Origin of the sequence: Pseudomonas sp. DCB_BI, from assembly GCF_026240995.1 — a bacterium.
Classification (GTDB): domain Bacteria; phylum Pseudomonadota; class Gammaproteobacteria; order Pseudomonadales; family Pseudomonadaceae; genus Aquipseudomonas.
In genome coordinates this window covers 1-22,542 of the sequence record NZ_JAPFCG010000033.1, presented here as the reverse complement: position 1 = coordinate 22,542, position 22,542 = coordinate 1, and the positions used below count along the sequence as shown (strand labels likewise).

General features: G+C 60.2%; 32 protein-coding genes and 1 pseudogene. 21 read left to right on the top strand and 12 right to left on the bottom strand.

The features are described 5' to 3' along the window. Window positions 1-11: 11 nt before the first annotated feature. The 18 genes from OO258_RS26220 (at window position 12) to OO258_RS26135 (ending at window position 13,886) form a co-directional block, all read left to right on the top strand. On the top strand, window positions 12-425 hold the full coding sequence (locus tag OO258_RS26220; RefSeq protein ID WP_266034543.1) for a DUF4054 domain-containing protein: 414 nt from the start codon (window positions 12-14) through the stop codon (window positions 423-425). Next, on the top strand, window positions 425-1,024 hold the full coding sequence (locus tag OO258_RS26215) for a hypothetical protein (protein WP_266034541.1): 600 nt from the start codon (window positions 425-427) through the stop codon (window positions 1,022-1,024). The genes OO258_RS26220 and OO258_RS26215 overlap by 1 nt, the downstream gene beginning before the upstream one ends. Continuing rightward, entirely contained in the window at window positions 1,021-1,389 is a 369-nt protein-coding gene (locus OO258_RS26210) for a hypothetical protein (protein WP_266034538.1), read from the top strand. Before OO258_RS26215 ends, OO258_RS26210 begins: the two co-directional genes overlap by 4 nt. Further along, window positions 1,386-1,931 (top strand): LIC_12616 family protein, encoded by a 546-nt coding sequence (locus OO258_RS26205; protein ID WP_266034535.1) that lies wholly within the window; start codon window positions 1,386-1,388, stop codon window positions 1,929-1,931. Before OO258_RS26210 ends, OO258_RS26205 begins: the two co-directional genes overlap by 4 nt. Before the next feature lie 18 nt (window positions 1,932-1,949). After that, window positions 1,950-3,092 carry a DUF3383 family protein gene (locus OO258_RS26200; RefSeq protein ID WP_266034532.1) on the top strand — a complete coding sequence of 381 codons (1,143 nt, stop codon included), beginning with the start codon at window positions 1,950-1,952 and terminating at the stop codon, window positions 3,090-3,092. A gap of 12 nt (window positions 3,093-3,104) precedes the next feature. Then, window positions 3,105-3,512, top strand: a complete 408-nt coding sequence (locus tag OO258_RS26195; RefSeq protein WP_266034529.1) for a hypothetical protein — start codon at window positions 3,105-3,107, stop codon at window positions 3,510-3,512. A gap of 3 nt (window positions 3,513-3,515) precedes the next feature. Next, a complete protein-coding gene (locus OO258_RS26190; RefSeq protein ID WP_266034526.1) occupies window positions 3,516-3,917 on the top strand; it encodes a hypothetical protein in 402 nt (133 codons plus the stop codon). A gap of 160 nt (window positions 3,918-4,077) precedes the next feature. Further along, window positions 4,078-5,403: a hypothetical protein gene (locus tag OO258_RS26185; RefSeq protein WP_266034524.1), complete on the top strand. Its 1,326-nt coding sequence runs from the start codon at window positions 4,078-4,080 to the stop codon at window positions 5,401-5,403. 2 nt (window positions 5,404-5,405) lie between these two features. Beyond that, window positions 5,406-6,062 (top strand): phage baseplate protein, encoded by a 657-nt coding sequence (locus OO258_RS26180; protein WP_266034521.1) that lies wholly within the window; start codon window positions 5,406-5,408, stop codon window positions 6,060-6,062. Then, window positions 6,062-6,370 carry a phage baseplate plug family protein gene (locus OO258_RS26175; RefSeq protein WP_135350835.1) on the top strand — a complete coding sequence of 103 codons (309 nt, stop codon included), beginning with the start codon at window positions 6,062-6,064 and terminating at the stop codon, window positions 6,368-6,370. Before OO258_RS26180 ends, OO258_RS26175 begins: the two co-directional genes overlap by 1 nt. Further along, complete coding sequence (locus tag OO258_RS26170; protein WP_266034514.1) at window positions 6,367-7,782, top strand: baseplate hub protein; 1,416 nt, start codon at window positions 6,367-6,369, stop codon at window positions 7,780-7,782. Before OO258_RS26175 ends, OO258_RS26170 begins: the two co-directional genes overlap by 4 nt. Window positions 7,783-7,853: 71 nt before the next feature. Then, window positions 7,854-8,474, top strand: coding sequence for a Gp138 family membrane-puncturing spike protein (locus tag OO258_RS26165; protein WP_266034512.1), 621 nt, complete (start codon window positions 7,854-7,856; stop codon window positions 8,472-8,474). Further along, window positions 8,471-8,818, top strand: a complete 348-nt coding sequence (locus OO258_RS26160) for a hypothetical protein (protein ID WP_266034510.1) — start codon at window positions 8,471-8,473, stop codon at window positions 8,816-8,818. Before OO258_RS26165 ends, OO258_RS26160 begins: the two co-directional genes overlap by 4 nt. Next, window positions 8,811-10,025, top strand: coding sequence for a baseplate J/gp47 family protein (locus OO258_RS26155; RefSeq protein ID WP_266034507.1), 1,215 nt, complete (start codon window positions 8,811-8,813; stop codon window positions 10,023-10,025). Before OO258_RS26160 ends, OO258_RS26155 begins: the two co-directional genes overlap by 8 nt. A gap of 14 nt (window positions 10,026-10,039) precedes the next feature. Continuing rightward, window positions 10,040-10,747 carry a DUF2612 domain-containing protein gene (locus OO258_RS26150; protein ID WP_266034504.1) on the top strand — a complete coding sequence of 236 codons (708 nt, stop codon included), beginning with the start codon at window positions 10,040-10,042 and terminating at the stop codon, window positions 10,745-10,747. Between the two features lie 2 nt (window positions 10,748-10,749). Then, the gene (locus OO258_RS27795; protein ID WP_416309231.1) at window positions 10,750-11,457 is read left to right on the top strand and encodes a phage tail protein; all 708 of its coding nucleotides are present in this window, start codon (window positions 10,750-10,752) and stop codon (window positions 11,455-11,457) included. A 7-nt stretch (window positions 11,458-11,464) separates the two neighbouring features. Further along, complete coding sequence (locus tag OO258_RS26140) at window positions 11,465-12,043, top strand: tail fiber assembly protein (protein WP_266034501.1); 579 nt, start codon at window positions 11,465-11,467, stop codon at window positions 12,041-12,043. A gap of 1 nt (window position 12,044) precedes the next feature. Next, on the top strand, window positions 12,045-13,886 hold the full coding sequence (locus OO258_RS26135) for a right-handed parallel beta-helix repeat-containing protein (RefSeq protein ID WP_266034497.1): 1,842 nt from the start codon (window positions 12,045-12,047) through the stop codon (window positions 13,884-13,886). A gap of 21 nt (window positions 13,887-13,907) precedes the next feature. On the opposite strand, the gene OO258_RS26130 is transcribed toward OO258_RS26135, so the two are convergent. Next, window positions 13,908-14,255 carry a hypothetical protein gene (locus tag OO258_RS26130; protein WP_266034494.1) on the bottom strand — a complete coding sequence of 116 codons (348 nt, stop codon included), beginning with the start codon at window positions 14,253-14,255 and terminating at the stop codon, window positions 13,908-13,910. A 51-nt stretch (window positions 14,256-14,306) separates the two neighbouring features. Next, on the bottom strand, window positions 14,307-15,314 hold the full coding sequence (locus tag OO258_RS26125) for a D-glucuronyl C5-epimerase family protein (RefSeq protein WP_266034492.1): 1,008 nt from the start codon (window positions 15,312-15,314) through the stop codon (window positions 14,307-14,309). Window positions 15,315-15,499: 185 nt separating this feature from the next. Between OO258_RS26125 and OO258_RS26120 the strand changes: the two genes are divergently transcribed. The 3 genes from OO258_RS26120 to OO258_RS26110 are packed head-to-tail and all read left to right on the top strand — an operon-like array spanning window position 15,500 to window position 16,774. Continuing rightward, complete coding sequence (locus OO258_RS26120) at window positions 15,500-15,988, top strand: glycoside hydrolase family 104 protein (RefSeq protein ID WP_266034489.1); 489 nt, start codon at window positions 15,500-15,502, stop codon at window positions 15,986-15,988. Next, window positions 15,985-16,527, top strand: coding sequence for a DUF2514 family protein (locus tag OO258_RS26115; protein ID WP_266034487.1), 543 nt, complete (start codon window positions 15,985-15,987; stop codon window positions 16,525-16,527). The genes OO258_RS26120 and OO258_RS26115 overlap by 4 nt, the downstream gene beginning before the upstream one ends. Before the next feature lie 34 nt (window positions 16,528-16,561). Next, the gene (locus OO258_RS26110; protein ID WP_266034645.1) at window positions 16,562-16,774 is read left to right on the top strand and encodes a hypothetical protein; all 213 of its coding nucleotides are present in this window, start codon (window positions 16,562-16,564) and stop codon (window positions 16,772-16,774) included. 375 nt (window positions 16,775-17,149) lie between these two features. Here the strand turns inward: OO258_RS26110 and OO258_RS26105 are convergent. The 10 genes and pseudogenes from OO258_RS26105 to OO258_RS26060 all read right to left on the bottom strand — a co-directional run. After that, window positions 17,150-18,155: pseudogene (locus OO258_RS26105) on the bottom strand (tyrosine-type recombinase/integrase). A gap of 1 nt (window position 18,156) precedes the next feature. Further along, window positions 18,157-18,402: a DUF4224 domain-containing protein gene (locus OO258_RS26100; protein WP_016498907.1), complete on the bottom strand. Its 246-nt coding sequence runs from the start codon at window positions 18,400-18,402 to the stop codon at window positions 18,157-18,159. Window positions 18,403-18,441: 39 nt separating this feature from the next. Further along, window positions 18,442-18,756 carry a hypothetical protein gene (locus OO258_RS26095; protein ID WP_266034482.1) on the bottom strand — a complete coding sequence of 105 codons (315 nt, stop codon included), beginning with the start codon at window positions 18,754-18,756 and terminating at the stop codon, window positions 18,442-18,444. Window positions 18,757-18,808: 52 nt separating this feature from the next. Continuing rightward, a complete protein-coding gene (locus tag OO258_RS26090; RefSeq protein ID WP_266034479.1) occupies window positions 18,809-19,000 on the bottom strand; it encodes a hypothetical protein in 192 nt (63 codons plus the stop codon). Between the two features lie 34 nt (window positions 19,001-19,034). Then, complete coding sequence (locus OO258_RS26085; RefSeq protein WP_266034477.1) at window positions 19,035-19,592, bottom strand: hypothetical protein; 558 nt, start codon at window positions 19,590-19,592, stop codon at window positions 19,035-19,037. Beyond that, window positions 19,589-19,858, bottom strand: a complete 270-nt coding sequence (locus OO258_RS26080; protein ID WP_266034474.1) for a hypothetical protein — start codon at window positions 19,856-19,858, stop codon at window positions 19,589-19,591. The genes OO258_RS26085 and OO258_RS26080 overlap by 4 nt, the downstream gene beginning before the upstream one ends. After that, entirely contained in the window at window positions 19,855-20,220 is a 366-nt protein-coding gene (locus tag OO258_RS26075) for an HNH endonuclease (protein ID WP_070384490.1), read from the bottom strand. Before OO258_RS26075 ends, OO258_RS26080 begins: the two co-directional genes overlap by 4 nt. A gap of 2 nt (window positions 20,221-20,222) precedes the next feature. After that, window positions 20,223-20,732 carry a hypothetical protein gene (locus OO258_RS26070; RefSeq protein ID WP_266034467.1) on the bottom strand — a complete coding sequence of 170 codons (510 nt, stop codon included), beginning with the start codon at window positions 20,730-20,732 and terminating at the stop codon, window positions 20,223-20,225. 81 nt (window positions 20,733-20,813) lie between these two features. Continuing rightward, window positions 20,814-21,617 (bottom strand): hypothetical protein, encoded by an 804-nt coding sequence (locus OO258_RS26065; RefSeq protein ID WP_266034464.1) that lies wholly within the window; start codon window positions 21,615-21,617, stop codon window positions 20,814-20,816. 306 nt (window positions 21,618-21,923) lie between these two features. Then, the coding region (locus OO258_RS26060; protein ID WP_266034461.1) for a DNA cytosine methyltransferase at window positions 21,924-22,542 on the bottom strand (619 nt) is incomplete at its 5' end.

Below are 22,542 nucleotides of genomic sequence, written 5' to 3'. Positions count from 1 at the left end.
AAGGTGCACGCATGGACATCACCCCGGAAATCATCGCAGCGTTCCGGGAGCTCATGCCCGCGTTCGCCGATACCACGAAATGGCCTGACAGCCTGATCACCACCGCGCTCTGCGAGGCCGACACCGAGACCGGTTCATGCCGGTGGGGCGCGTTCGAGCTGGCCTGCGGCAACTTCAAGTGGCGCGGCATGGCCTACTTCGCCGCTCACTGGCTAGCCACCAACTACGGCACGCTTGGGGCTACTGCGCCCCCGTCGTCCGATGCCAGGCTTAACGTGGCACAGAAGTCGGTGGGTGATGAGTCCATTGGGTACCGGGTCGCGGCAATGATGGACGCCGGTAACGACTGGCTCACCTACACCAACTACGGCCAACAGTTCTACCGGCTGAAGAAGCGCGCTGGGATGGGCGCCAAGGCGGTCTGATGCTGAACCTTGACCTCATTGGCTTCCAAGAGTTGGAAGATCAGCTATCGAAGGAGCTGGCCACGCTGCGCTCCGACAAGATCGTCACCGTTGGCATCCATGAGGAGGCCGGCAATGTCGAGTCAGGCGACATCACCATGGCCGGGCTGGGCGCGACCCACGAGTTCGGTGCTGAGGTGAAGCACCCCGGCGGCACGTCCTATGGGTACGCCACGAAGGCTGCCGCTGACCGAGACGAGGTGAGATTCCTCAAGACCGGCACCGGCTACATGCAGCTTGGGGTGACCCAGCCGCACAACATCACTATCCCGGCCAGGCCATGGCTTGAGCCAGGGGTTCAGCAGGCAACCCCGCTGATCCTTGAGGCGATCGAGGCCGGCATCAATTCTGATCAGCCAATGGACCAGATTCTGGAAACGGTCGGCGTGATCGCGGCTGGCGAGGTGAAAGTCTACATGACCCAGTTGCGTACGCCGCCCAATGCCGCATCCACGATCCGCAAGAAAGGCAGCGATAACCCGCTGATCGATACCGGAGCCATGCGCGCCTCGGTAACACACAAAGTGTCCGCAGAGCCTATGTCGGAGGGCCTGGAATGAGCCTTTCAATGCAGGGGCACATCGACGGCGTGTTCGTCAGCGTGCCGGCCACGCGCACCGTAACCGGTGGCGCATGGGTTGAAGGAATCTGGACGCCCGGCGCCCCAGTGACTTCGCCCTACGTCGTTAACATCCAGCCGGCCACTGACCGCGAGGTGGATTTCATCCGCCATGGCGGAGAGCGCATCGTGGATGCCAGGCGCATCTATGTGAACGAGGGCGACATGCAGCTGATCGACCAGACCGGAACCTGGGAATTCCTGGGGCAGCAGTGGAAGGCCGTTAAGGTGGATAACCGCTACTGGCGCAACTACTGCAAGGTCATCGTCAGCCGCATCGATGATCAAAGCGGTGGCCCGGCATGACCAATGAAGAGCTCTTCGCCAAGCTGCGACCAATCGTGATGCTGGCAACCGGCGTGCCTGAGTGCATCCTGGCGGACCAGCCAGGCCCCGGCAGCATGCCGGCACCCGAAGGTGCATACGCAACCATCACCCCACGGCAATCAGTGAGCGAACGAGGTCAGGCCAACATCATCACTCGGGATGTGCCGGGCGACCAGGTGGAGGTCGACGTCCGGGCGCAGATCATGTGTGCCGCCAGCGTGAACTTCTACCGCGGCGAGGCCCTGATGTTCGCCGAAAGACTGAAGCAGGCCAACAAGCGACCGGATGTGAGTGTGATGCTGTTCAAGGCCAAGATCGGCTGGAATGGTGCGGACGCCGTCAACAACCTGACCAGCCTTCAGTCGGCCAACTTCGAGCAGCGCGCCCAGATCACCCTCCGCCTGATGTACGAGGCCAGCAGTCTGCCGGTCGTGAACAACATCCTCAGCGCCACCGTTGCGCTGGAAAACGAAAGCGCCGAAGTCATCGAGACCTTCACCGTGAGCGTTGACCCAACATAACCCCATGGAGCCAGCACAGTGAGCTATCCAGCATCCAACATCATCCGGGTGAATGCCCGGATCAGCCCGGCAGGCTTGGGCACAGCGAACTTTGCCAGCGCCATGCTGTTCGCCCCTGAAACCGAACTGCCGGCCGGGTTCACTCCGAACACCTACCGTTCCTACTTCAGCCTGACGTCGCTGGCTGAGGACTTCGCAGACACTACCGAGACTTATAAGGCAGCCCAGCGCTGGCTCGGCGGCGTTCCGGCCACCCGCGAGATCAAGGTGTGGGGCACGGCAACCGCCGACGCCAGCCGCGCTGCGACGCTGAACAAGGCGCGCAATATGGTCTGGTGGTACTGGACCATGTGGACCGCCCCTGTGCTGGCTGTCAAAGCCGATGCGCTGGCGATCGCCCAGTGGTGTGAAGACAACACCAGCATGTTCATCGACAACCAGACGGGCGCTTCGGCAACGGAGATCCGCGACCCGGCCGATGTCGACGATATCGCCACCCAGCTGACTGCCGCCGGCTTCCGTCATGCCTACACTGCTGCGCACGCCTCCGACGCCTACGCAGGCTCGGCCCTGGCCAAGCATTTCGCTGCAGTGAACTACAGCGCCGACCGCTCGACTATCACTGGCGAGTTCAAGAAGTCGCCGGGTGTTGTGGCAGAAGATCTGACCGATACCGCCTACACGGCGATGCAGAGCGAGACCAAGAAGGCCGTCTTCTACACCGTCGTGGACAACCAAGGCTCCGTTGACTCGGGGCGCTGGATCAACACGCTGACGCACAGCTCCTACGGCGAGTACATCGACGATGTCATCAACCTGGATGCCTGCATCAACTTCCTCACCACGTCGCTGTACAACACCCTCGGTGGCCAGGTCACCAAGTTGGCTCAGACCCCGGTAGGTCAGGCAGTGCTCATCGGCGCGGCGCGCGCGACCATGCGGCAGTTCATCAACAACGGCTACCTGGGCCCGCGCAACTACATCGACCCGGACGACGGCCTGGAGAAATACACCTCTGGCTTCGAGATTCTGACCAAGCCAGAGGACATCCTCGACTTGTCTGATGCCGACCGTAACGCCCGCAAGTCGGCACCGCTGCGCATCCGCCTGTTCCGTGCCGGCGCCATCCACATTGTCGATGTCGACCTCGACGTCTATTGATAGGTGACCTGAATGAGCCTGAGCAACTTTTCGACAGACCTGTTCGTTGTCACCGTCAACGGCCGACAGATCCAGGACTGGGGCGAGACTGCCACCCCTTACACCGACGCGCCAATCGACGCCAAGAGCCAGCTTCGCCGCGGCCAGGGCGGGAATGCGGTGCGCCTGGATCGCATCAACCCAGGGCGCGAGGTGAACATCTACCTCAACCCGGGCTCCCCAGACTCTGCCTACATGCAGGGGCTGTTCAACTCGAACGCCAACGTGACAGTAGCGCTGACCCAGATCGGCACGCTGGAGACGGCGCTGGGCTCCGAAGGCGTCATCGTCAACGATGGCCAGCGTGGGCGCGGCGGCTCCAGCATCACCGACGACCAATTCACCATGCAGTTCAACATCTGGGAAGCCACCCGGGGGTAATGGATGAGCGTTAAGGCTTTCACCGTAGGCGGCGCCCAGTACAACGCCGCCATGGCCAGTGCCGTAGATCAGGATCGACTTCTGTCGCTCCTCTCCGCAGGCCTGATCGAGCGTTCCATGACCGCCGCCTCCATCGGAAAGGACCTGGACGATTCGGTCTTGGTCCCGATGTTCATGGCCATGCCTCAGGCGGCCAAGACCCAGGCGGCCAACATGCTAATGGCGCGAGTGGTGCTGAACGGCACTACTCAGGCAGTCACCGCTGCCGACTTCGGCGGGAAAATGGTGCAGTACAACCAGCTCCTGGCTGAGCTGCTGCGCTGGAATCTCGGCGATTTTTTCGACTGGCTGCGCGTCGCCCACGCCGAAGAAAGGGATCCTCTGGCGGACGGCGAAGCGCAGTAAATTGGTTCTTGATGCGGCCATGCGTGGGCATCGTTGGGGTCTGCCCACCGCTCTGCACCTGGGCCAATCTGGTCGACGGAACGCTATCGCTTGCTGATGTCGAGCGCTTCCACCAGGCGATGGACGAGATCCTAGCCGCCCATGAAGAGAGGAACCGCTGATGTCGGTTAAAACGCTGAAGTCGTTCCTCATCGGGATTGGCTATGACACTCGCGGGCTTGAGGCCGGCGAGAAGAAGATTTCCAGCAGCCTGCAAGGGCTGAAGGGGCGGGCGCTGCAGATATCCGGCGCCCTCGTCGGCGCGTTCAGCGCAGGTGCGGCAAGCATCGCGGCAACCGCTTCAAGCGTAGACCGGCTTGCTGCATCAACGCAGAACCTGCGGACTTCGACCAACGCCGTATACAACTACGGCAACGCGATCCGATTGATGGGTGGCGAGGCCAGCGAGGCGCTTGAGGCGATCACCCGCTTCGAGGAGATCCAGAACAACCTTCGCCTGAAGGGTGACGCTGGCCCTGTGGGCGACCTGGCCACTGCCGGAATTGACGTCAGTTCGCTTTACCAGACCAACACTGGCGAGGAGTTCATGCGGGCCCTGTCCGACATGATTCCGAGGCTGGATGAAGGGCAACGGGCCCAGGTCCAGAGCGCTCTCGGGCTATCGGATTCCACATTCCGTGCGCTATCTGGCGGTGCAGAGCAGTTGGATAACCTCGCCAAGAAGGCAAACGGCCTGGCCGGCGATATCGACGGGCTTGCTGACAACAGTCGGAAACTGCGCGAGAGCTCGGCAGAGCTTGGCCTGACCATTGAAGGTGTCCGCAATGAGCTTGCCGATAAGTTCTTGCCCAGCCTGATCGGGGCGAGCAACTGGCTGAATAAGCTGATCGAGAACAACCGCGAAGGAATCTCGAAGGCGATCGACTATGCAGCAGAGAACGATGGCGCTACCGCCGCGCTTGGCTTGTCTGCTGGGGCGTCGCTGGCAGGTGCCGCTGCATCCAAGATCGGCCTCACCGCTATCGGCGGTGCGGCCGGCTCTGCTGGCACGCTTGGCCTTGCCACAGTGGGTGGCGCCGTCGGCGCAAGCGAATTGAGCGAGTACCTGAACGGGAAGTTGCCCGGCTACGGCCAGGCGTCTCGCGAGTTCGACGATTGGCTGAAAGACATCACCGGCCTGAAGACGATCAAAAGCCCGCTGCAGCTGATCAACGATGTGTTCGCCCCTGGCGATTCCGGGATGGGTGTCGAGCGATCGGTAGAGGACAGCGTTCCTGCCATTGACCGCGACGCGCGCGAAGAGGACAGGCAGGCCAACGCTGATGCCTTGGCCGGCGCCCTCAGCAAGACGCCAGTGAAGGTGCAGAACAACGTCGACATGACGATCCAGCTCGACGGCCAGGCGCTCGAAAGCAAAATCACGCAGGTGAACGAACGCCAGAACTACGAGACGCTGAGCGACCTGGCAACCACGACGGAGCGATAGCCTTGAGTATCGTCAACATCTTCACCCGCCAGGCGCCGACCATTGCCGGCTATTCCTTCGACGCAGTGCTTGAGGATTCCCTTGATGTGTCTGTGACGGTGACATCGTTCCCAATCGAATCTGGGGTCAGGATCTCGGACCACCGGATCCTGAATCCATTCAAGTGGACGATGACCGGCGCTATCAGCAACAACCCAGTGAAGACCCAGCTTACCGATTTCGTTGGCGGGGCATTATCGAACCTCTCGGATAACCCGTTCGTGTCAGCGGTGTCCGGTCTTTCTGCGGGCTGGCTGGCCGGCAGCGACGAGACCAGGGGCAGCAGCACGCTTTCTTTCCTGATCTGGCTGATGCAATCGTCCGACCCGTTCGACATCGATGCTGGCGACATCACCCTCAAGAACATGGCGATCACGCGCATTTCCAGAACGAAAGAGCCGCGCAACGAGAACGGTCTTGAGTTCGTGGTGGAGTTGCAGGAGATCATTGAGTTGGACCGCATAGCCCGGGGTACGCAGTGTTCAGTGTCTCAGCTGCGCGACGGTGACCCCTCACAGAGCGCTTTGGCGCGCGCTGTAAGCAAGGGCCAGGCGATAGCAAAAGAGGCCTCTGACAGCATCTCCCAGGCCGTGAACAACATCCTTGATGGAGTCGTGTGATGAACGTTATCCCGCTTCGGGCCGGAGCAGCCAACGCGCACCAGCGGTTTTCAGTTCAGCTTGGGGATAGCCTCATTGACTTCGAGGTCGATTTCATCTCCTACCTCGATGATCCGGCCTGGTCTATGAACCTGCTGCGCGACGGCAGTCGCATTGTTTCAGGGGCCATGCTGGAGCCTGGCAGTGATGTGATCCAGAGCTATCGGGCTGGGATTGGGCAGCTGGTGTTCACCGGCAGCGACGTAACCCTCGACAACCTCGGGATCGACAACTACCTGGTCTGGGTACCTCCTCTGGTGAGCGCATGAGAGAGCGAGCATGGTCCGTTGACATCAACGGGCAGCCCTACATTACCGATCAGGTCGGGCCAAGGCAGTTCCGCTGTGTGTTCGATATCGATATCTCGCCTGGTGATGCGATCTCGTTCGCCGACATTCGGCTGTACAACATCAATAAAGAGTCGGCGATAGCGCAGGGCTCGAGCATTGTTTTTCGCGCCGGATACACAGATAACATCGACGCTGTGTTCACCGGCTACGTGACAAATGTGCTGAGAGAGCGCGAGCCAGGCGCGCCGGAAATCACCACGCGACTGATCTGCAGGTCAGGCCAGCCGGCGGTTGATCGCGCGTCTGCGCAGATATCGTTCGGTGTCGGAACCAGGATCGAGGAGGTTCTGCGAGCCTTGGCCCGGGCGTGGCCACTGCCAATCGAGATCGACAACAGCCAATTCGCTGATGCGATGCCGCTTGCGTCAGGCCTGGTGATTGATGGCGACATCCCATCTGCCTTCACGGACCTGTCCTACGCCTACAAGTTTGACTGGATGCAGGACCGCGGTCGGATCGTCATCACCAAGCCAAATCAGCCTCGCACAGCAAGCCCGGTAAAAGTAGACCAGCTCAGCGGGATGATCGGCATTCCAGAGATATCCCGGGGCCCGGATGGCCTTGGAGTGTTTGTCTCTGTGCAGCTGAATCCTTCCATGCGCATCAACGGCAAGATCAATGTGGAGAGCGAATTCGCCACGTTCAACACCGGTAATCTCTATGTTTCGGAGATCAGCGGGGATGCCAGCGCCAACGGCGAATACAACGTCTTTGCCCTGAAGCACTCTGGCGATTCGCACGGCGACGTGTGGAAGACCGAGATCGACGGGTTGCGCGCCGGCACCACGCCGCCGCTGACACAGTCCTCCACACCTGAGAACGGGAAACTGATCTGGGGCGCCAGGGTTGACCAGGCATTCCGGGTGAAGACCCGGGAGATTGCCGGGCGGCAGTCGATCGACCCTAACTGGCTAATGGCCGTAATGGGATTCGAGACTGGCTACACATTCAGCCCGGCGGCTCGAAACCCGGGCAGTTCGGCAACAGGCCTTATCCAGTTCATCGAGGCAACAGCGGTCGGACTGGGCACCACCACGGCGCAGCTTGCACGCATGACAGCGGTGCGCCAGCTCGACTACGTCGAGTCCTACTACCAGACCTATTCCGGACGCATCCGCAACCTCGGGGATGCTTACCTGGCCGTCCTGTGGCCGATCGCGGTAGGGCGTCCTGATTCCTATGTGATGTGGGAGCGAGACACCGGCCAATACCAGCGCGAGTACGCGGCCAACTCCGGCCTGGACGTGAACAGGGACGGGAAGATTACCCGAGGCGAGGCAGTTGCCTCAGTGAATACCGCCTACATGCGAGGTCAGCAGTTCGTCCGCTGATTTCGCGCGATAACGCACCGAGATCAGAGGTTCGCATGCTTAGAACAGAGGGCCGGGCCAAGCAGGCCAAGATGCTGCGCGATGCCTTTCGAGAGGTGATGAAAGGCGTGTGCACATCCATCCCGGGGCATGTACTCACGTTCGACGGGAAGACCCAACTGGCTCAAGTCCAGGTCGGGGTGATGCGGGTGGACATCAACGGCGCGGAGTTCACGGTCCCGCCAATCATCGAGGTTCCGGTTCACTTCCCGGGCGGTGACTACTGCGTCGAGTACCAGATCGATCCAGGATGCGAGGGCGACATCCTGTTCTCCCAGCGCTGCATCGACGGATGGGTGCAGAGCGGGGGAATTGCCTCGAACCCGGTTGGCCGCTTCCACAACATGCAGGACGCGATGTTCCTACCTGGGTTCAGGTCCAAGCCGAACGCCCTTCCAGGCTTCCAGAACAACGGGGTCCGCCTGCGAAACCAGGCGGGAACCCAGTTCGTCTGGCTGAAGAACGACAACACCATCCTGATGCAGAACGGCGCCGGCTCATTCGAGATGAAGGCTGACGGTACTTTCCTGATCAATGGCCTGACCATCACCCCGGATGGCGACGTGATCACGGCGACCGGGATTTCACTCAACAATCACAGAACCTCTGAAGTTACTAGGGGCAACCAGATTTCGGGAGTTCCAGTCATATGACCGTGCGCAGGCTGGACGAAAACGGCGACATCGTGACCCGTGGCCAGCAGTTCCTCACGGGGCGAGAAGAGATTGCCCAAACCATTTTGACCAGGCTTCGGCTCTACCTTGGCGAGTACTTCCGCGATATCACTGACGGAACCCCGTGGTACGAGCAGATCCTCGGCAAGTTCGTCAACTTGTCTACCGCCGAGGCCGCGCTGCGGGCACGTATCGCGAACACGCCTGGCGTCGTGAGGCTCACCAAGTTCCAGGCCGATTTCGACAACACCACACGCAAATACACCGTAACCGCTGGGGCTCTCACTGAGTTCGGCCAGGTAGAGGTAACACTTGATGGCTAGCCTTACCACGACCGGCTATGTGCTGCAGACGCAAAACGACTGGTTCGCCCAAGAACGACAGTTCTACCTGGATATCGACCCGCTCTGGAACCTCGACCCATCTACTCCTGACGGCCTGAAGATTGCTCACGACGCGGAGATTTTCTATTCCCTCGACGAGACCCTGCAGCGGGCCTACAACTCGAAAGACCCGAACAAGGCCAAGGGCTTGGACCTGGACATCGTCTGCTCGCTGACCGGCACAACCCGGTCTGAGGGATCCAAGTCAAACGTGTCGCTGTCGCTGACCGGCACACCCATGACGGTAATCCCGAAGGGGAACCGGTTTGAGTCATCGGTCACCGGCAGCAGGTGGGAAACCGATCAGGCCGTCACGCTCGACACTGGCGGATCTGCAACGGTGAATGCCACCTGCACCGTGGTCGGCCCAACAGCCGCAGACCCTGACACGATCACCCGCATCGTCGACGTCATAGGTGGCCTGGCCACCGTCAACAACCCTGCGCCAGCGGTGGAGGGCACGGACGCCCAGCGGGACGAGCAGCTTCGAGTTACCCGGGCAGCAGCCGTGGGCAGGCCTGGGAGCAACCAGGTCGACTCGATGATTGGAGAGCTCTACGCGGTCGACAGTGTCCGTCGCGTCAAGCTCTACGAGAACGACACGAATAGCTCGGCCGTAAGCGCAGATAATCCGTACGGCCTTCCGGCCCACTCCATCGCGCCAATCATCGATGGCGGAGCCGATGAGGACGTGGCCATGGCCATTTACCTCAAGAAGAACCCTGGGGTTCTGCTGTTTCAAGCGGGTGATCCGTTCGAGGTCAATGTCCAGTCGCCGAGGTACCCGGACAACTACAAGCTCATCAGGGCCAGCCGGCCGGTCTACGTCGACGCGATCCTGGTGGTAGAGGTGAAAAACGACGGCACCCTGCCGGTTGATGCTGGCCAGCTGATCACCAACGCAGTCATGGAGTTCGCTGAGGGTGACCTGATTCCGGCCGACGTGGGGTTCAAGATAACCGGCTTCGGCATCGGTGAGACGGTGCCGTTCAGCACCATGTTCACCCCCATCAACCAGGTTATCGGCCAGTACGGCAACAGCTACGTGACCAGCCTTACCCTCAACGGATCGTCCGCAAACCTGCCCATCGCCTACAACGAGATGTCTCGATGGTCGGCGGCGAACATCACTGTGACGATAGTCTGACCAGGCGGTGACGAATGACGCTCTTCAACCGCGAGTACTTCGAGGCCGGCTATGTTGAGCCTGGCTATGTGGAAGACAGTTCGGTCTCCCTGAACCGGATTTATGCGCAATACCGCAACAAGCCAAAGGCCGTGGCCTGGTACGAGATCGCGATCGAAATGGGCGCGCAGATCGATACCGCCGCCGAGGCTGTGCGCAACAGCTACTTCATCGACACGGCAACAGGCGATGCACTGGACACCATCGGCCGAATCGTCGTGGCGCCCAGGAGCTACATCGGCACGCTGCCAATGAACCCTGGCCAGTTCGCCTTGCTGGACGGTTCTGAGTTCGGCGATGAAGAGGCTGTGTTCAGTGCGCTGACCATTGACCAGGACGCCCAGCTTTCTGACGAACTCTACCGCCTGGTCATCAAGGCGAAGATCGTCAAGAACAACAGCCAGGCGACCATCGACGACATCCTCGCGAGCATGAATTTCCTGCTCCCAAACGCCATTGCCCTGCGCATCGTCGACAACGAGGACATGTCGTTCAGCATCGAATTCTACGGCGGCATCACCCCGCTCGAACGGTTCGCACTTCTCAATGACCTGCTGGTGCCAAAGCCCCAGGGAGTCCGCTTCAGCGGCTTCATGGAGGGTATCGACATGGTGGAATTTGGGAATACCGAAGATCAGTTCGGGGACAGCTACGCCCAATTTGTTGGATTTACAGGAGGATAACAATGGCTCTCAAGCTGAACGAGCGGTACCCAGGCCGGTTCGATAACCCGTCCGGGCTATACCCGCAAGGGTCATTCAAGAATCGGAGCGCCCCAGACGTTTTCGACGGCTCCTACCTGGAAAAGGACTGGGCGAACGACAAGGAAGGCCTGTTTCAGTCGCTGCTGGTCTCCGCCGGTATTACGCCAAACGGCGACGTGGATGCTGTTGGTTCTTCGCAGTATTTCAACGCACTACTCCAGCTGATTGCGACTGAATCGCGAACCTTCCCGGGGCAGATCATCTGGGTTGCCGGCGATACCGCGCCAGACGGAACACTGAAGGCTAACTTCGCCGCAGTGAGCCGAACGGTCTACTCCAGGCTCTTCGCCGCCATCGGCACGCGCTACGGCGCCGGCAATGGAACCACCACCTTCAACCTGCCAGAGATGCGCGGTGAGTTCCCGCGCGGCTGGGATGATGGACGTGGTATCGACACCGGTCGAATCCTTGGCAGCTCGCAGGCCGCCTCTGCTCTCAGCTACTACGCCAATGGCAATGCGAGCGCTGCTGTGGCGACGCCAATGATCAATGGGGACGGGTCTTCTTCCTCAAGCACAGGCGTTGGCGGGTTCAGATATGAAACGACAACTCGCCCGGCGCAGGCGATCGAAACCTTCAACAGCGTCAGACCGCGAAATATCGCCCTGATGGCGTGCATCGTCTACTGAGGTCCGCATGGAAAACAAAGCACCCAAGATTTACAACTATCACGGCGTGACGCGTGAGTACATCGGGGAATCTGTCGCCGACGCCGACCCTCTTGACGTTGGTGCATGGCTCATTCCAGGAAACGCCTGTCTTGATTCGCCCCCGGCATCGAAGAAGGGCCACGTGGTCCGCAGGTCCGATGATGGATGGGAGGTGGTTGAGGATAACAGGGGCGCTATTTACAGCACCGAAGATGGTGCTGTATCGGCTCTCAATGATCTCGGCCCGATTCCAGACGGCTACACCTCGAAACAGCCACCGAGCCAGAGTCACACGTGGAGCGGCACATCCTGGCGCCTGAGCAAAGAGCTTGAGAATGCCGCCCTCACCAAAGAAGCAACCGCCACCCGGGCGAAGCTGTTGGTCGATGCGGCGGTGCGCATGGGTCCGCTGCAGGATGCCGTCGATATTGGCGAGGCCAGCGACGCAGAGAAGGATCTGCTGGTGGCCTGGAAGCGCTACCGGGTCTACCTGAACCGGATTGAGCTTCAAGAGGGCTTCCCGAAGACCATCGTGTGGCCACAGAGCCCTGACGAAGAGATCTAAAATGGCACTCACTTACCGGGTTAGAAATGGCGCCCCTTTGACCTGGGCGCAAGTGGACGAGAACTTCCGGACACTGGACACAGATAAAGTGTCCGTTCGGCCTGGGTTTGATCTCTCCCAAGAAAACTTCACTCCGACGTATAAGCTGGCGCTGGACAACCTGCCGAGCAATCTCGAGTTCCGGCTGGAGCAAGCCGAAGATAACGCAGCGCAAGCCGCAATTGACGCCACTGCCGCCAACCAGAAGGCCAGCATTGTGGTTGCGCCGGACGAGGCCGATAAGGGCCCTGGTGCTATTCCGTATGACCAGTCCTTGGGATATCCAGGCTGGAGCCTTGGCGCAGCGGTGAAGGCTGCGGCCCAGGGTACGCAAGTGCTTTCCGTTCTGGCGGGTAGTGACGGGTCCACCAAGGTTGGATTCATCCAATCCGGTCTCGGCGTTGTGGCCAGAAATATTCAAGACCGGATGCGGGAGCGAGTCAGCGTAAAGGACTTCGCCGGCGTAGTTGGGGATGGCATTCACGACGATACCGCAGGCATCCAGGCAGCAATCAACGATGGCAGGCCTTTGGATTTCGGTGGCACGGAGAATGTGTATCGGATCACTGCTGACCTCATCCCCAAGAACGGGGGGCGTTATTATGGGTATGGCGCAACGATCTTTCAGGAGTCGATTGGCGAAGAGGCATTTGCCTGCACCGTGCTTACCGACGCCAAGTTCTATGGGCTTACCCTGGTTGGTGCAAGTCCAGACCCTCTGATCACGGATGGTACAAACCGTGCCTTCGAGCTTTTCGCGCCGAAGGATGTGGTTATCGAACTGTGCACCATGAAAAACTGGGGCTCAGCAGGGGTATTCCTGACTGGCGGAGGCGGTGCAGCATACGGTCCTACCAACTGCAAGGTGCTCTACTGTCTTATCGAGAACTGCAACGACGGCATATTCATATATGTCGGCGGGGCTGGAAACGAGATCACTGGAAATACAATCCGTAGGTCTGGCAGGACGGGTATTTTCATTGATGATGTATCGTTCTCGTCAGGTGGTACACCAGTAATATCCACTATGTTGGATGTCTGTAACAACATTATTGAGTCTTATGGTGGTTTTGCTGAGGCTGCAGGCATTACATCTGGCGCCATTCGACGAGTAAATATTTCCAAGAACATAATCGGCCCGGGAAATGGTGCCGGGATTTCCCTTTTTGCAGGGGGGGCAGAGGCTGACCCTCCAACGACCACCAATGCCCTGCTGGTAGACTTCAACCAGATCTACCGTCCAAGTAAGCAGGCGATTGTTCTGGTAGGAGTTCAGTACAGCCAGGTTGTCCATAACATGTGCTGGGAGCCATGCTATGGTGCAACCGGCAACAACAGCGCGATAGAGCTGCAAGCAATGACGCGCGCTGGCACTACTGTGGGCTCCGACAAGAACATCATTGAAAGCAACACCGTCGTTCGTGGCGCTGGTGATGTAGATAACGGCGTGCGCTTGCAAGCGAACTGCTCGAACAACCGAGTCCGGCTGAATATCATCGAGGGCGCGACATCCAAGGGCGTTCTTGACGAAGGGGCAGGCAACAAGGTCAGCCAGAACGAAGGGTTCAAAACCGAAAACTCTGGCACCGCGAGCATCACCACAGGAACCACCTTCGTGGACGTAACTCACGGCCTTGATTACACGCCGGCTGTTCAGGACATCACGATCACCCTGAATTCTTCGCTGGGCTCTGCCACGTATTGGCTGATATCTGGAGCGCCTACGGCCACAACCTTCAGGATCGCGCTGAACGCCAACCCTGGCGCTACAGTCAATCTGGCCTGGTCCGTCAGAAAAAACTAGGGCGCCGTCTGGCGCCCTTTGTCACTTCGATTGTGCAATCCATGATCCAATCAGGACTTTCGCTTCCTTGACTTCCTCTGCTGTAACCCTCTCCTGGAACTCGTCCTTGGACTCAGAGCCAGGATTCTGATTTGGGTCAGATGTCTCGGCGTTGTACAAGTGCTCTACGTGAGCGGCAAGACTCTTTTTGCAAGCGACAATCACGCTGTTGGCGAGATCGTTGGAGGCCGCTTTGTACTTCTGCTTATCAAACTCTTGGACCAGGCATTTGGAGTAAGCATCGCTGGCGCCGTCTGTCAGGGCTGCGGTGTCGCTGGCATGTGCAGATATTGCCAAGGCAGAAAGCAGGATCGCAGATAGGTGCTTCATTTCGTCCGTCCGTAGGTTGAGTGCGCGAATGATAGCACCTATCTGCACTTTTTAAGGCTGGGCGTACGCTCTCCAGCGATTGGCGGTTTCTGGGAAGATTTCTTTGCCAGTGATGGAGTACAGGCCCATCAGTTGTGAGATGTGCAGGGAATGATACCGAGCTGCCACGTGAGGCATGCGCGGCTGCAGGTATGGTAGCTGCGAGTTGGTGATATAGCTGAGGTCGTAGGCTGAGAACGTGCCTATGTCGTAATAAGGCAGAAGGTGCTCAAGCGTGTCGACGCCGTCATTGAAGAGCTTCCCGGCCTGTCTGGAGTCGGTGACCTTCCACCAGTCGTAGAGACCGAACAGAGTGAAGACGTAGCCGTTCAGCGTGTAGGCGTTCGGCTCGGCCGGGTATTCTAGGAAGAACGCGCGTCCTGCCAGCGATTTGTCGAGGAACCTAAGATCGGACATTGGGCCTTCAGGATATTTGACCTGGAGGAATGCCAACGCCTTTTCGCCGTACTCCAGCCACTTCTTGTCGCCTGTCAGCTTGTAAGCGCGAGAGTAAACGCTGAGGGCCATGCCTTGGTCCATGCCGGAAGTCCAGCCGACCTTATAGTACTGGCCCATGGAATAATGACGGAAGGTGAAGGGGTAGCGCAGAGCACCATCCTTGTCCTGCAGCTCGGCGAGCTTGTTGGAAATGGAAAGGAACTTTGCCTTGTCCTCGCCAGCAAGCATGCGACCATGCGCGGCCAAGGCTGCGATAGCGACGGTACCTGGGCCGTAGTAAAACTTCCCGCCCTGCATAACCATCGGGGCGCCTTGCTCGTCGATCTTCATGTTCGGGCCGTCACGATGGATCATCGTTTTGCCGTAGTTCATGTAGTCGCCGCCGGCTACGTACTCCTGGGCTTTCTCATCAGGGTTGAACTTGCTCTTGACGTATAGCGCCTTTTCTTTAGTGCCGACCGCTCGGATCTCATCCGTCAGCTTGTGCTCAGGCCAGTGCTCTGGCTCGCCACATGCAGATATGAGGAGGGTTGAAAAAAGTAAGGCGTGCTTGAGTCGCATGACATCTCGTCCGTGTTAATGAGGCGCGGATGGTATGGCACATGGCCATTTTGATCAATGCCGATATAAGGCATTGCCGCATTTGGAAATATTTCTGAGCAATCAAAAGCGGTTCGCCGAGAAACTGCTGAAGATCTCTCCCAACACCCGCCCAGTAGCGGGAATTTTTTTGCCTGGAGAAACCCATGGCCAGACTCACCGAATCCCAGGCCGGAGGCGCGAACGTGCTCCGGTTTCTGGATCTCATCGCCTTTTCAGAGGGCACCTCGACGGTCAAGGCGAGCGACGACGGTTACAACGTGCTGTACGGCAAAGGCCTGTTTCAAGGCTATGCCGATCACCCTCGGCGCAAGCTGACCTTCCCAATCAACGGCAAGCCGGTCACCAGCACCGCTGCCGGGCGGTACCAGCTGCTCGAGCGTTACTGGGATGCGTACCGGGTCAGCCTGCGCCTGTCTGGCGGATTCACGCCGGAGAACCAGGACCGTATCGCGCTGCAGCAGATTCGCGAGCGCCGTGCGCTGGACGACATCAAGGCTTGCCGCATCCAGCAGGCGATCGCCAAGTGCTCGAACATCTGGGCAAGTTTCCCGGGCAACACCTATGGGCAGAACCCGCACCGCCTGGACAAGCTGCTCGGGCGCTGGGTGGAGCTCGGCGGGGCGCTGGCATGACCTGGCTCGGCGCGGTACCGGCCTGGTGCTGGTGGCTTATCGCCCTCGTGCTGATTGCTGGCGGTCAGCAGTACCGGGTGGCGGTTGCTCAGGGCGATACCGAGGCGGCGCGTCGCGAGATGGCCGACTACCGCCTGGCGGTGACCGAGCGCGATCGGCGCGCCGCCGCCCAGGCCAGAACAGAAGAACAGCACCGCCAAGCCATGGCGGACGAGGAGGGTGAGAGTGCACGACAGAAACTGGAACTGGCCCAAGGCCGCGCCGCTGCTGCTGAGTCTGCTGCTGGCGGGCTGCGCGGGGAAATCGCCCGACTGCGCGCCGGCCACAGAGCCACCTGCGATACCATCGCTACCCAGCAGCGCCAGACAGGAACCTCTGCCGTCGTGGTGCTCGGGGGATTGCTTGAAGACGCTGACCGAATGGCGGGCAGCTGCGCAGCAGCGCTTGAGCGAAGCCGAATAGCTGGGCTGGCGTGCGAGTCGATCTATAATGGGCTCTCCATCAAAGGGAGAGATACCAGTGAGCGGCAGTTACGGTAACCAGAAACCCGGAGAGTTCTTGCCCGGGATCATCATGCCTCCAGAAATCCATGGCCTGCTGCGCAAGCGGGTCACGGAGATCGAGGTCAGCGGCACGGCGGTCAATTGCCTGATCGCCCAGGCCAGGGCCGAGAGCCTGATCGAGGCGCTGGAGGTGCTGAAGGCGATCCCGGCCGATGCCATCGAGCGGCTGTACCTGGTGATCGTGCATTCGGCAGAGGCCCGGCTGTCCGAGCTTGGTGGTTAGCTATATAAAGGAAGGGAATCGGTCGGCAGAACGCTAGTAGAGGGGGGGCAGGAGGCGTGGGACAAAACTGGGACATTGAATGTCCCAAATGATGATGAATCAAGATGCAGGAAAATGACGCTAAACCCAATAAATACAGTGGCTTGAGCGATTTCCCCTAGCAAAATAGCAGGTTCGTACCGGATTGCAAATCCGTCTACGCCGGTTCGATTCCGACCTCGGCCTCCACCATTCGAAAGCCCCGCAGATTAACGTCTGCGGGGTTTTTCTTTGGGCGATAGAAAACCCTATCGTTTCCGCATCATTGGGTACCGTTTCCGCATCGGGCCTTTACTTGGTCGGGCTGACAACCTCGCCGACGCGCCGATACACCCGCTATGTGATCTCCTCCTTCGAGTGGCCGAGCAGCCTGCTCGCATGGCTGATGTCCTCGATTTCGGAAGCAGCCTTCGGTCGGATATCGCGGAACTGAAACTGGGCGATTCGGTTGGCGAGGTCTGGCTTTTTCTCGACTTCAGCTTTCACCCTGGCCGCCTCTCGTGCGTCTGACCACCGGTTGCGCAGCATCGGCCAGCTCATGCGCTTGCCGTGCTCGTTGAGGATGAAGAACGGCGACAGGTGCTCGCTGGTCCTGCGCATGATTCGCTCGAGCAGCTGGCCCAGACTGTTCTTCACCCCGTCCACTTCCAAGACGATCCTCAATCTCTTGCCGGTCTTGCCTTGGCTGACCATCAGGTAGATCCCCTCCACATCGTCCTTCCGCATGGACAGTACGTCCGATGGCCGCTGGCCAATCAGGTTAGGCCAAGTCCATCGCATCCTTCAGCTCCGGTGGAGCCTCCTCGTACACCGCCTGCCACACTGTTTCGTTGGCGTAGAAGTCGCGCGGTTTCTCCTTGTTCTTCCTTACGCCCAGGCACGGGTTCTCCCGGGTGGTAAGCCCCCATTCCCTCGCCGTGTTGAAGACGTGGGAGAGCAGGGCGATCTCCCTGTTTGCCCTGGTCTTCGCCGACCGCGAGTCGCGGTACTGCGCGATCATGGCCGGGGTGATGGCGTCGATCGGCGCCGAGTCGAACACATTGCGCAGCTGCTTGAGCTCGTAGATGTTGTCCTTCTGTGTCCTGACGGCCTTGCCTGGGATGATCTTCAGCAGGTACTCGTCGAAGATCCCCTTCATCGTGGTCAGTTCTTTCGGCACCGACTTGGCCTCCAGCTCCGCCCACTTCAGCTTGGCCTTCATCAAGTCATTGCCGAGGAAGATGTCCTTGCCCGACTTGTCTCTGTAGTACAGGGCCTCCCACACCTTGCCATTGGCTTTTTGTCTCTTGCGGCGATACATACCTGGTGGCAGGTCGCGATTCTCGGTCTTCCTTGGGCGCATTTCACTTCACTCGGGAAAAATCAGGGGTCCAGGCGGGTGCTGGTGGAGGGGCTGCTACGACCGGCACGGTGTCGATCACCACGCCGCTGAGCTTCTGGCGGGCGTACTGGCGGCCAACCAGTGGCCGGCCGCCGCGGCTCTCTACGAAGTGCCAGCCTTTTTCTGTGAGCCAGCGACGCTGCCACGCCCGGGGTTTGTAGCCGGTGATCGCCACCAGCTCTTCGTCCGAAAGGATCTCGGTTTCCATGGGATGGTCTCCACGCCGCCGGTGGCGGCAGGTTGGTGGTCAGTCGCAGCTGCTGGAGCTGGATCCGCTGTCGCTGGAACTGCTGCTGTCGCTCGACGAGTAGCTGCTGGCGCTGTCGAAGCTGCCGTAGTCCCGGTTGGAGCAGGTACTGCTCGAGCGTGCCGGCTCGTAGCTGTCCGCCAGGTGGGTGGGATACATGGGGCTGACCGGGCTCATAGGGTTGAGCGGGTCTAGCATCGGGTCTTGTCGGCCAGATGCGGGGGTGTGGCCGCGGGCATACCCGGTCGGGCCGAGCGCGGCGCGTTGTGCCGGCTTCTTCTTGCGCTTGAACAGGCGGGCCAAGAAATTGAACATGAGTCTCTCCATGCCCCCGCATGTCGGCGGGCTTGAGTAATAAAGGGAGGGGTTAGGCTTTGTACTGCTGGCGGATGCGGCGGGCGATGTCGCGAAGCTCCCAGTCCATCTCAAACATCTCGTTGTTGTCCCTGCGAGAGATGACCCCGGACCTAGTGACGTTGCGGCCGCCGAGGATTCGAGCGGCCAGGAGGATAAGAGCCGATTCGAGCTGGCGCCTGAGCCAGCCTTTGTGCGGGATCATCGCGGCCCCCTGTAGATCAGGTAGGCGAGGGCGATCATTGCGCCACCTGCTTGCGGTAGCCGGCGTCGTAGAGCCTGAGGCCCATATTGATCTGCCCGGGTGTTGGGGATTCATGCCCGGCATCAAGGCACATTTGTCGCGCAGCACGCTGGCGTTCTTCCGCCGCCCGTTGTTCAGGAGAACTGAGCGGCCGAAATTCGTACTCACTAAGGTGGCCGCAGTTTTCTTCGCCGCCCTCGCGGTAGGTGACCAGGAACAGTTGCGCGCCCATGGCGGTGATGGTCACCTCTTGGAATCCAGGCCGAGCCCAGTATTCCGTGGAGCGCTTGTGCTTCATTTCTATCTTTTGGCCTATTGGCGGAAGGCCTTCGCCATCCCAGCGCGCTGGCCGCGGCGTGATGTACTGGATCTGGCCCTGCGTGAAATTGTGCCGGTGATCGCCGGTACCGCCACCGTATGGATAGACGCGATCCTCGGCGCCGACCACGGCGTACTGGTCCATGTTGATCCACACCTCGGTAATGCCGTGGTGGGCGACCAGGCCGTGACCGTCTGCCCACTCAGGCGCCTTGCTCCAGTCGATCTTGCTCACAGCTGATACCTCTCATCAATCCAGCGCCCAGGCGCCAGTGCGGGTGTAGGTTCGGGTTGTGTTTCGTGCGGGGAGAGCTGGCGCTGGTTGCCGGCCTGCAGCTGGCTGTCGGGGATGCAACTCAGGCCGCCCGAGTAGGACCAGCACGTCACTGCACGCTGGTCGTCGTGAAACACCTGGAACACGTAGGGCATGCCTCGTGTTTCGCGTGGGTCTGCGCTGGCGCCGGTGGCCAGCAGCAGGAAGCAGAGGGCGAGTCGGGTCATGGCTGTTGCACCTTTTCGAAGTGGAAGACGACCTCGGCACCGGTCTCGGCGATCAGGCCGTAGGCTTTGGCCAAGCGGTAGATGGGGTGGTACTGGTTGAGGCTGTTGACGTGGCCGGCGAGCCAGCGGCGCCAGTCCTCCAGTTGCATGCGGGATTTGCTCAGGTTGCAGGGCGCACAAGCCGGCATCATGTTGGCCAGGTTGTGGTTTTGCAGTTGTTCGGCCACCCGGTCATCAGGCAGGCGAATCACCGGAGCTAAGTGGTCGGCGTGCCACCGCTCGCCCAAGTCGTTGCCGCAATAGGCGCAGCGGCCGCCGTACTTCAGGCGAACCTGCTCGCGCTCGGCTTTCTTCAGGCGCATGGTCATTTGCGCAGTCCCTCGTCCGGGGCCAGCCCGTAACGCCGGCACAGCGCTTGGGCTACGCCTGAACCGCAGACAAAGGCGTCCATCATGAGCACCCAGCGCGGGGTCTTCTGCCTGCTGGTTCCGCTGACGCACCTGACCGCAGTGCCGATGAGGTCATCTTCCGTGTATTCGCACCCCGCCAGCGTGATGGTGCGGCTCTGGCCCTTGAGTCGTTCAATTTCTGCCTGCAGCTCGGCAACCTGGCCGTGCTCGCATTCGTCGCTTTGGTCGTCGATCAGTTTGAGGCCCACCATTTCGTCGTCGCGCCAACCACCGTAATCGTGGTCGTACCGCTCGCAGCAGAAGCCTTCGTCGCCGTCGCGGGTCGGGATCGTGTAGCTGTCGAAAGGGTCGCCATAGGTCGGCACCATCCCGCCATCGGGATGCTCGATCCACATGAAGAACTTGCGGCCTGTTATCGGGCATTCGTCCGGGCACCACCGTGCCGCCGTTTGTGCGCTGGGCATACGGATTCCTTGGCCGCCATATCGCGGCAGTGAATAGAGGAGAGAGGGGTTACAGCTGGGTGGAGTACAAATGTGCTCCGGTCAGGATTTGGCGCCGGCCAGTTCGGTCTTGCCGCCGCACGCATCGCACGCGCGGTCAGTTGGTTGCTCCACCTGGCATGCTTGGCACGACCAGGTCGGCGAGCTTGGTCCTGCGCTGGCGGATAGGGCGTCAGCGATTCGGCGGAGTTCGTAGGCCGCATCCTTCAGCCTGGCGTCTGCTGTGTCGACAGCCTTGTCCACTCGGGCCCGGCTCATTTTCTTGTCTTCGTCCTGCAGGTCTTGCAGGGCGAATAGCGGTGCGCTGATCAGGTGAGCAGCCATCCGGATCAGCTTGCCTGAGTTGTCGCGCAGCAGCGCATCCCGCTCGGCCAATTGGGCGCGCTGATTCGAGATCCGCAGGCTTTGCCGCATGATCTGATCATCCGAATACTTGATGACCTCGCGCAGTTGCTCAGCCTCGCCCCTATCGGTCATCGGTCCCAGGCCAACAATCGGCAGCCCAGTCGCCGCCGCATCCCGCTCTGCCTCTTCTTTGGTCCACCAGAAGGCAGTACCAACCATCCACGCTATCGGCTCGGCTTGGGGCTGGGGGGCTGGCTGCCCGGTGACGTGCGCCTGGATGGCCGCCCAGGTCGGTTCGTACTCTGGCCAGTCGCTTTCTATGACCAGGCACTCACGCTGCGGCAGGTGAGCCTGGAGGTGAAAAAGCGGATCAACCAAGGCGCTCCGGTATGCCACCGGCACTTTCGCCAGGTCGCTGCGCTTGACGACGATGTACCGGTCTTCGCGGTGGAAGGGCACGCTGACCATCTCTGTGTTGCTGGATCGGTTTTCTGTGGGCATGGGAACGTCTGTCCATTCAGGATGGGGCAGCCGTATGGCTGCCCCGGCTTAGGAGGGGTTACGCGAAGTGCCAAAAGCCGTAGTAGTGGGCGATGGCTGCGAGGATGAGAGCAAGGACGAACCCTGCGCCAAGGGAGCTGTTTAGCTCCTGCTCGTGATACTCTTTACAGCGATTACAGATCTTGCTAGGCATAGCTATTCCTCTACGGGTCATGGAGTCAGGTAATGACTCACATGCATTGATAGTGGGAAGCGAGTGCCCCTTTTCCGGCTGTTTCAGGCTACCGTTCGTCGGGTTTCTGTTTTTTAGGCTGCCATGGACCTGACAGCGCGCCATGGATCGTTTGCTCGCGCCAGGGCCGCCATAGGCGGCGGGCTGACGCTGTTGCCGCACATGTGCACCTGCTCGGTCTTGGTGAAGGGCTTGCCGTCAGCACCCTTGTCGATGATGTAGCTGGCCGGGAAGCCCTGGGCGCGGTAGAGCTCGTGCGGCTGCAACATGCGAAGGCAGATATCTACGATCACATAGGGCGTTCCCTTCACGAAGACGGTGACCAGGCCCAGGCGGTCCTTGGTGGTAACCGTCGGTGCCGGTGCGTCGCAGGCGCTGATGTTCTCCGTGCCGTAGTAGCTGATCAGGAACGCTGCTACCCGCAGGGCGCCTTCCTCATGCTCTGGCGACAGTGTGTACTCGACCAAGGCATGGTGCTCGGCGCCCGCGGTCATGGTCGGTACGGGCTCATCAACGGCTCGGCCTACGCAGTTTCGCCGGAGCGTGGCCAGGCTGGCCGTTACCAAGCGCTGCTGGCTGCCGGTGTTGGTGACCGTGGTCAGCGGCTCGTCCGCTCCCTTCGCTGGCGTGGTGTTGAACCCGCCGTTGGCCTGCTCGATGAAGGCTGTCACCAGCGCCCGGTGGCTCTGCGTC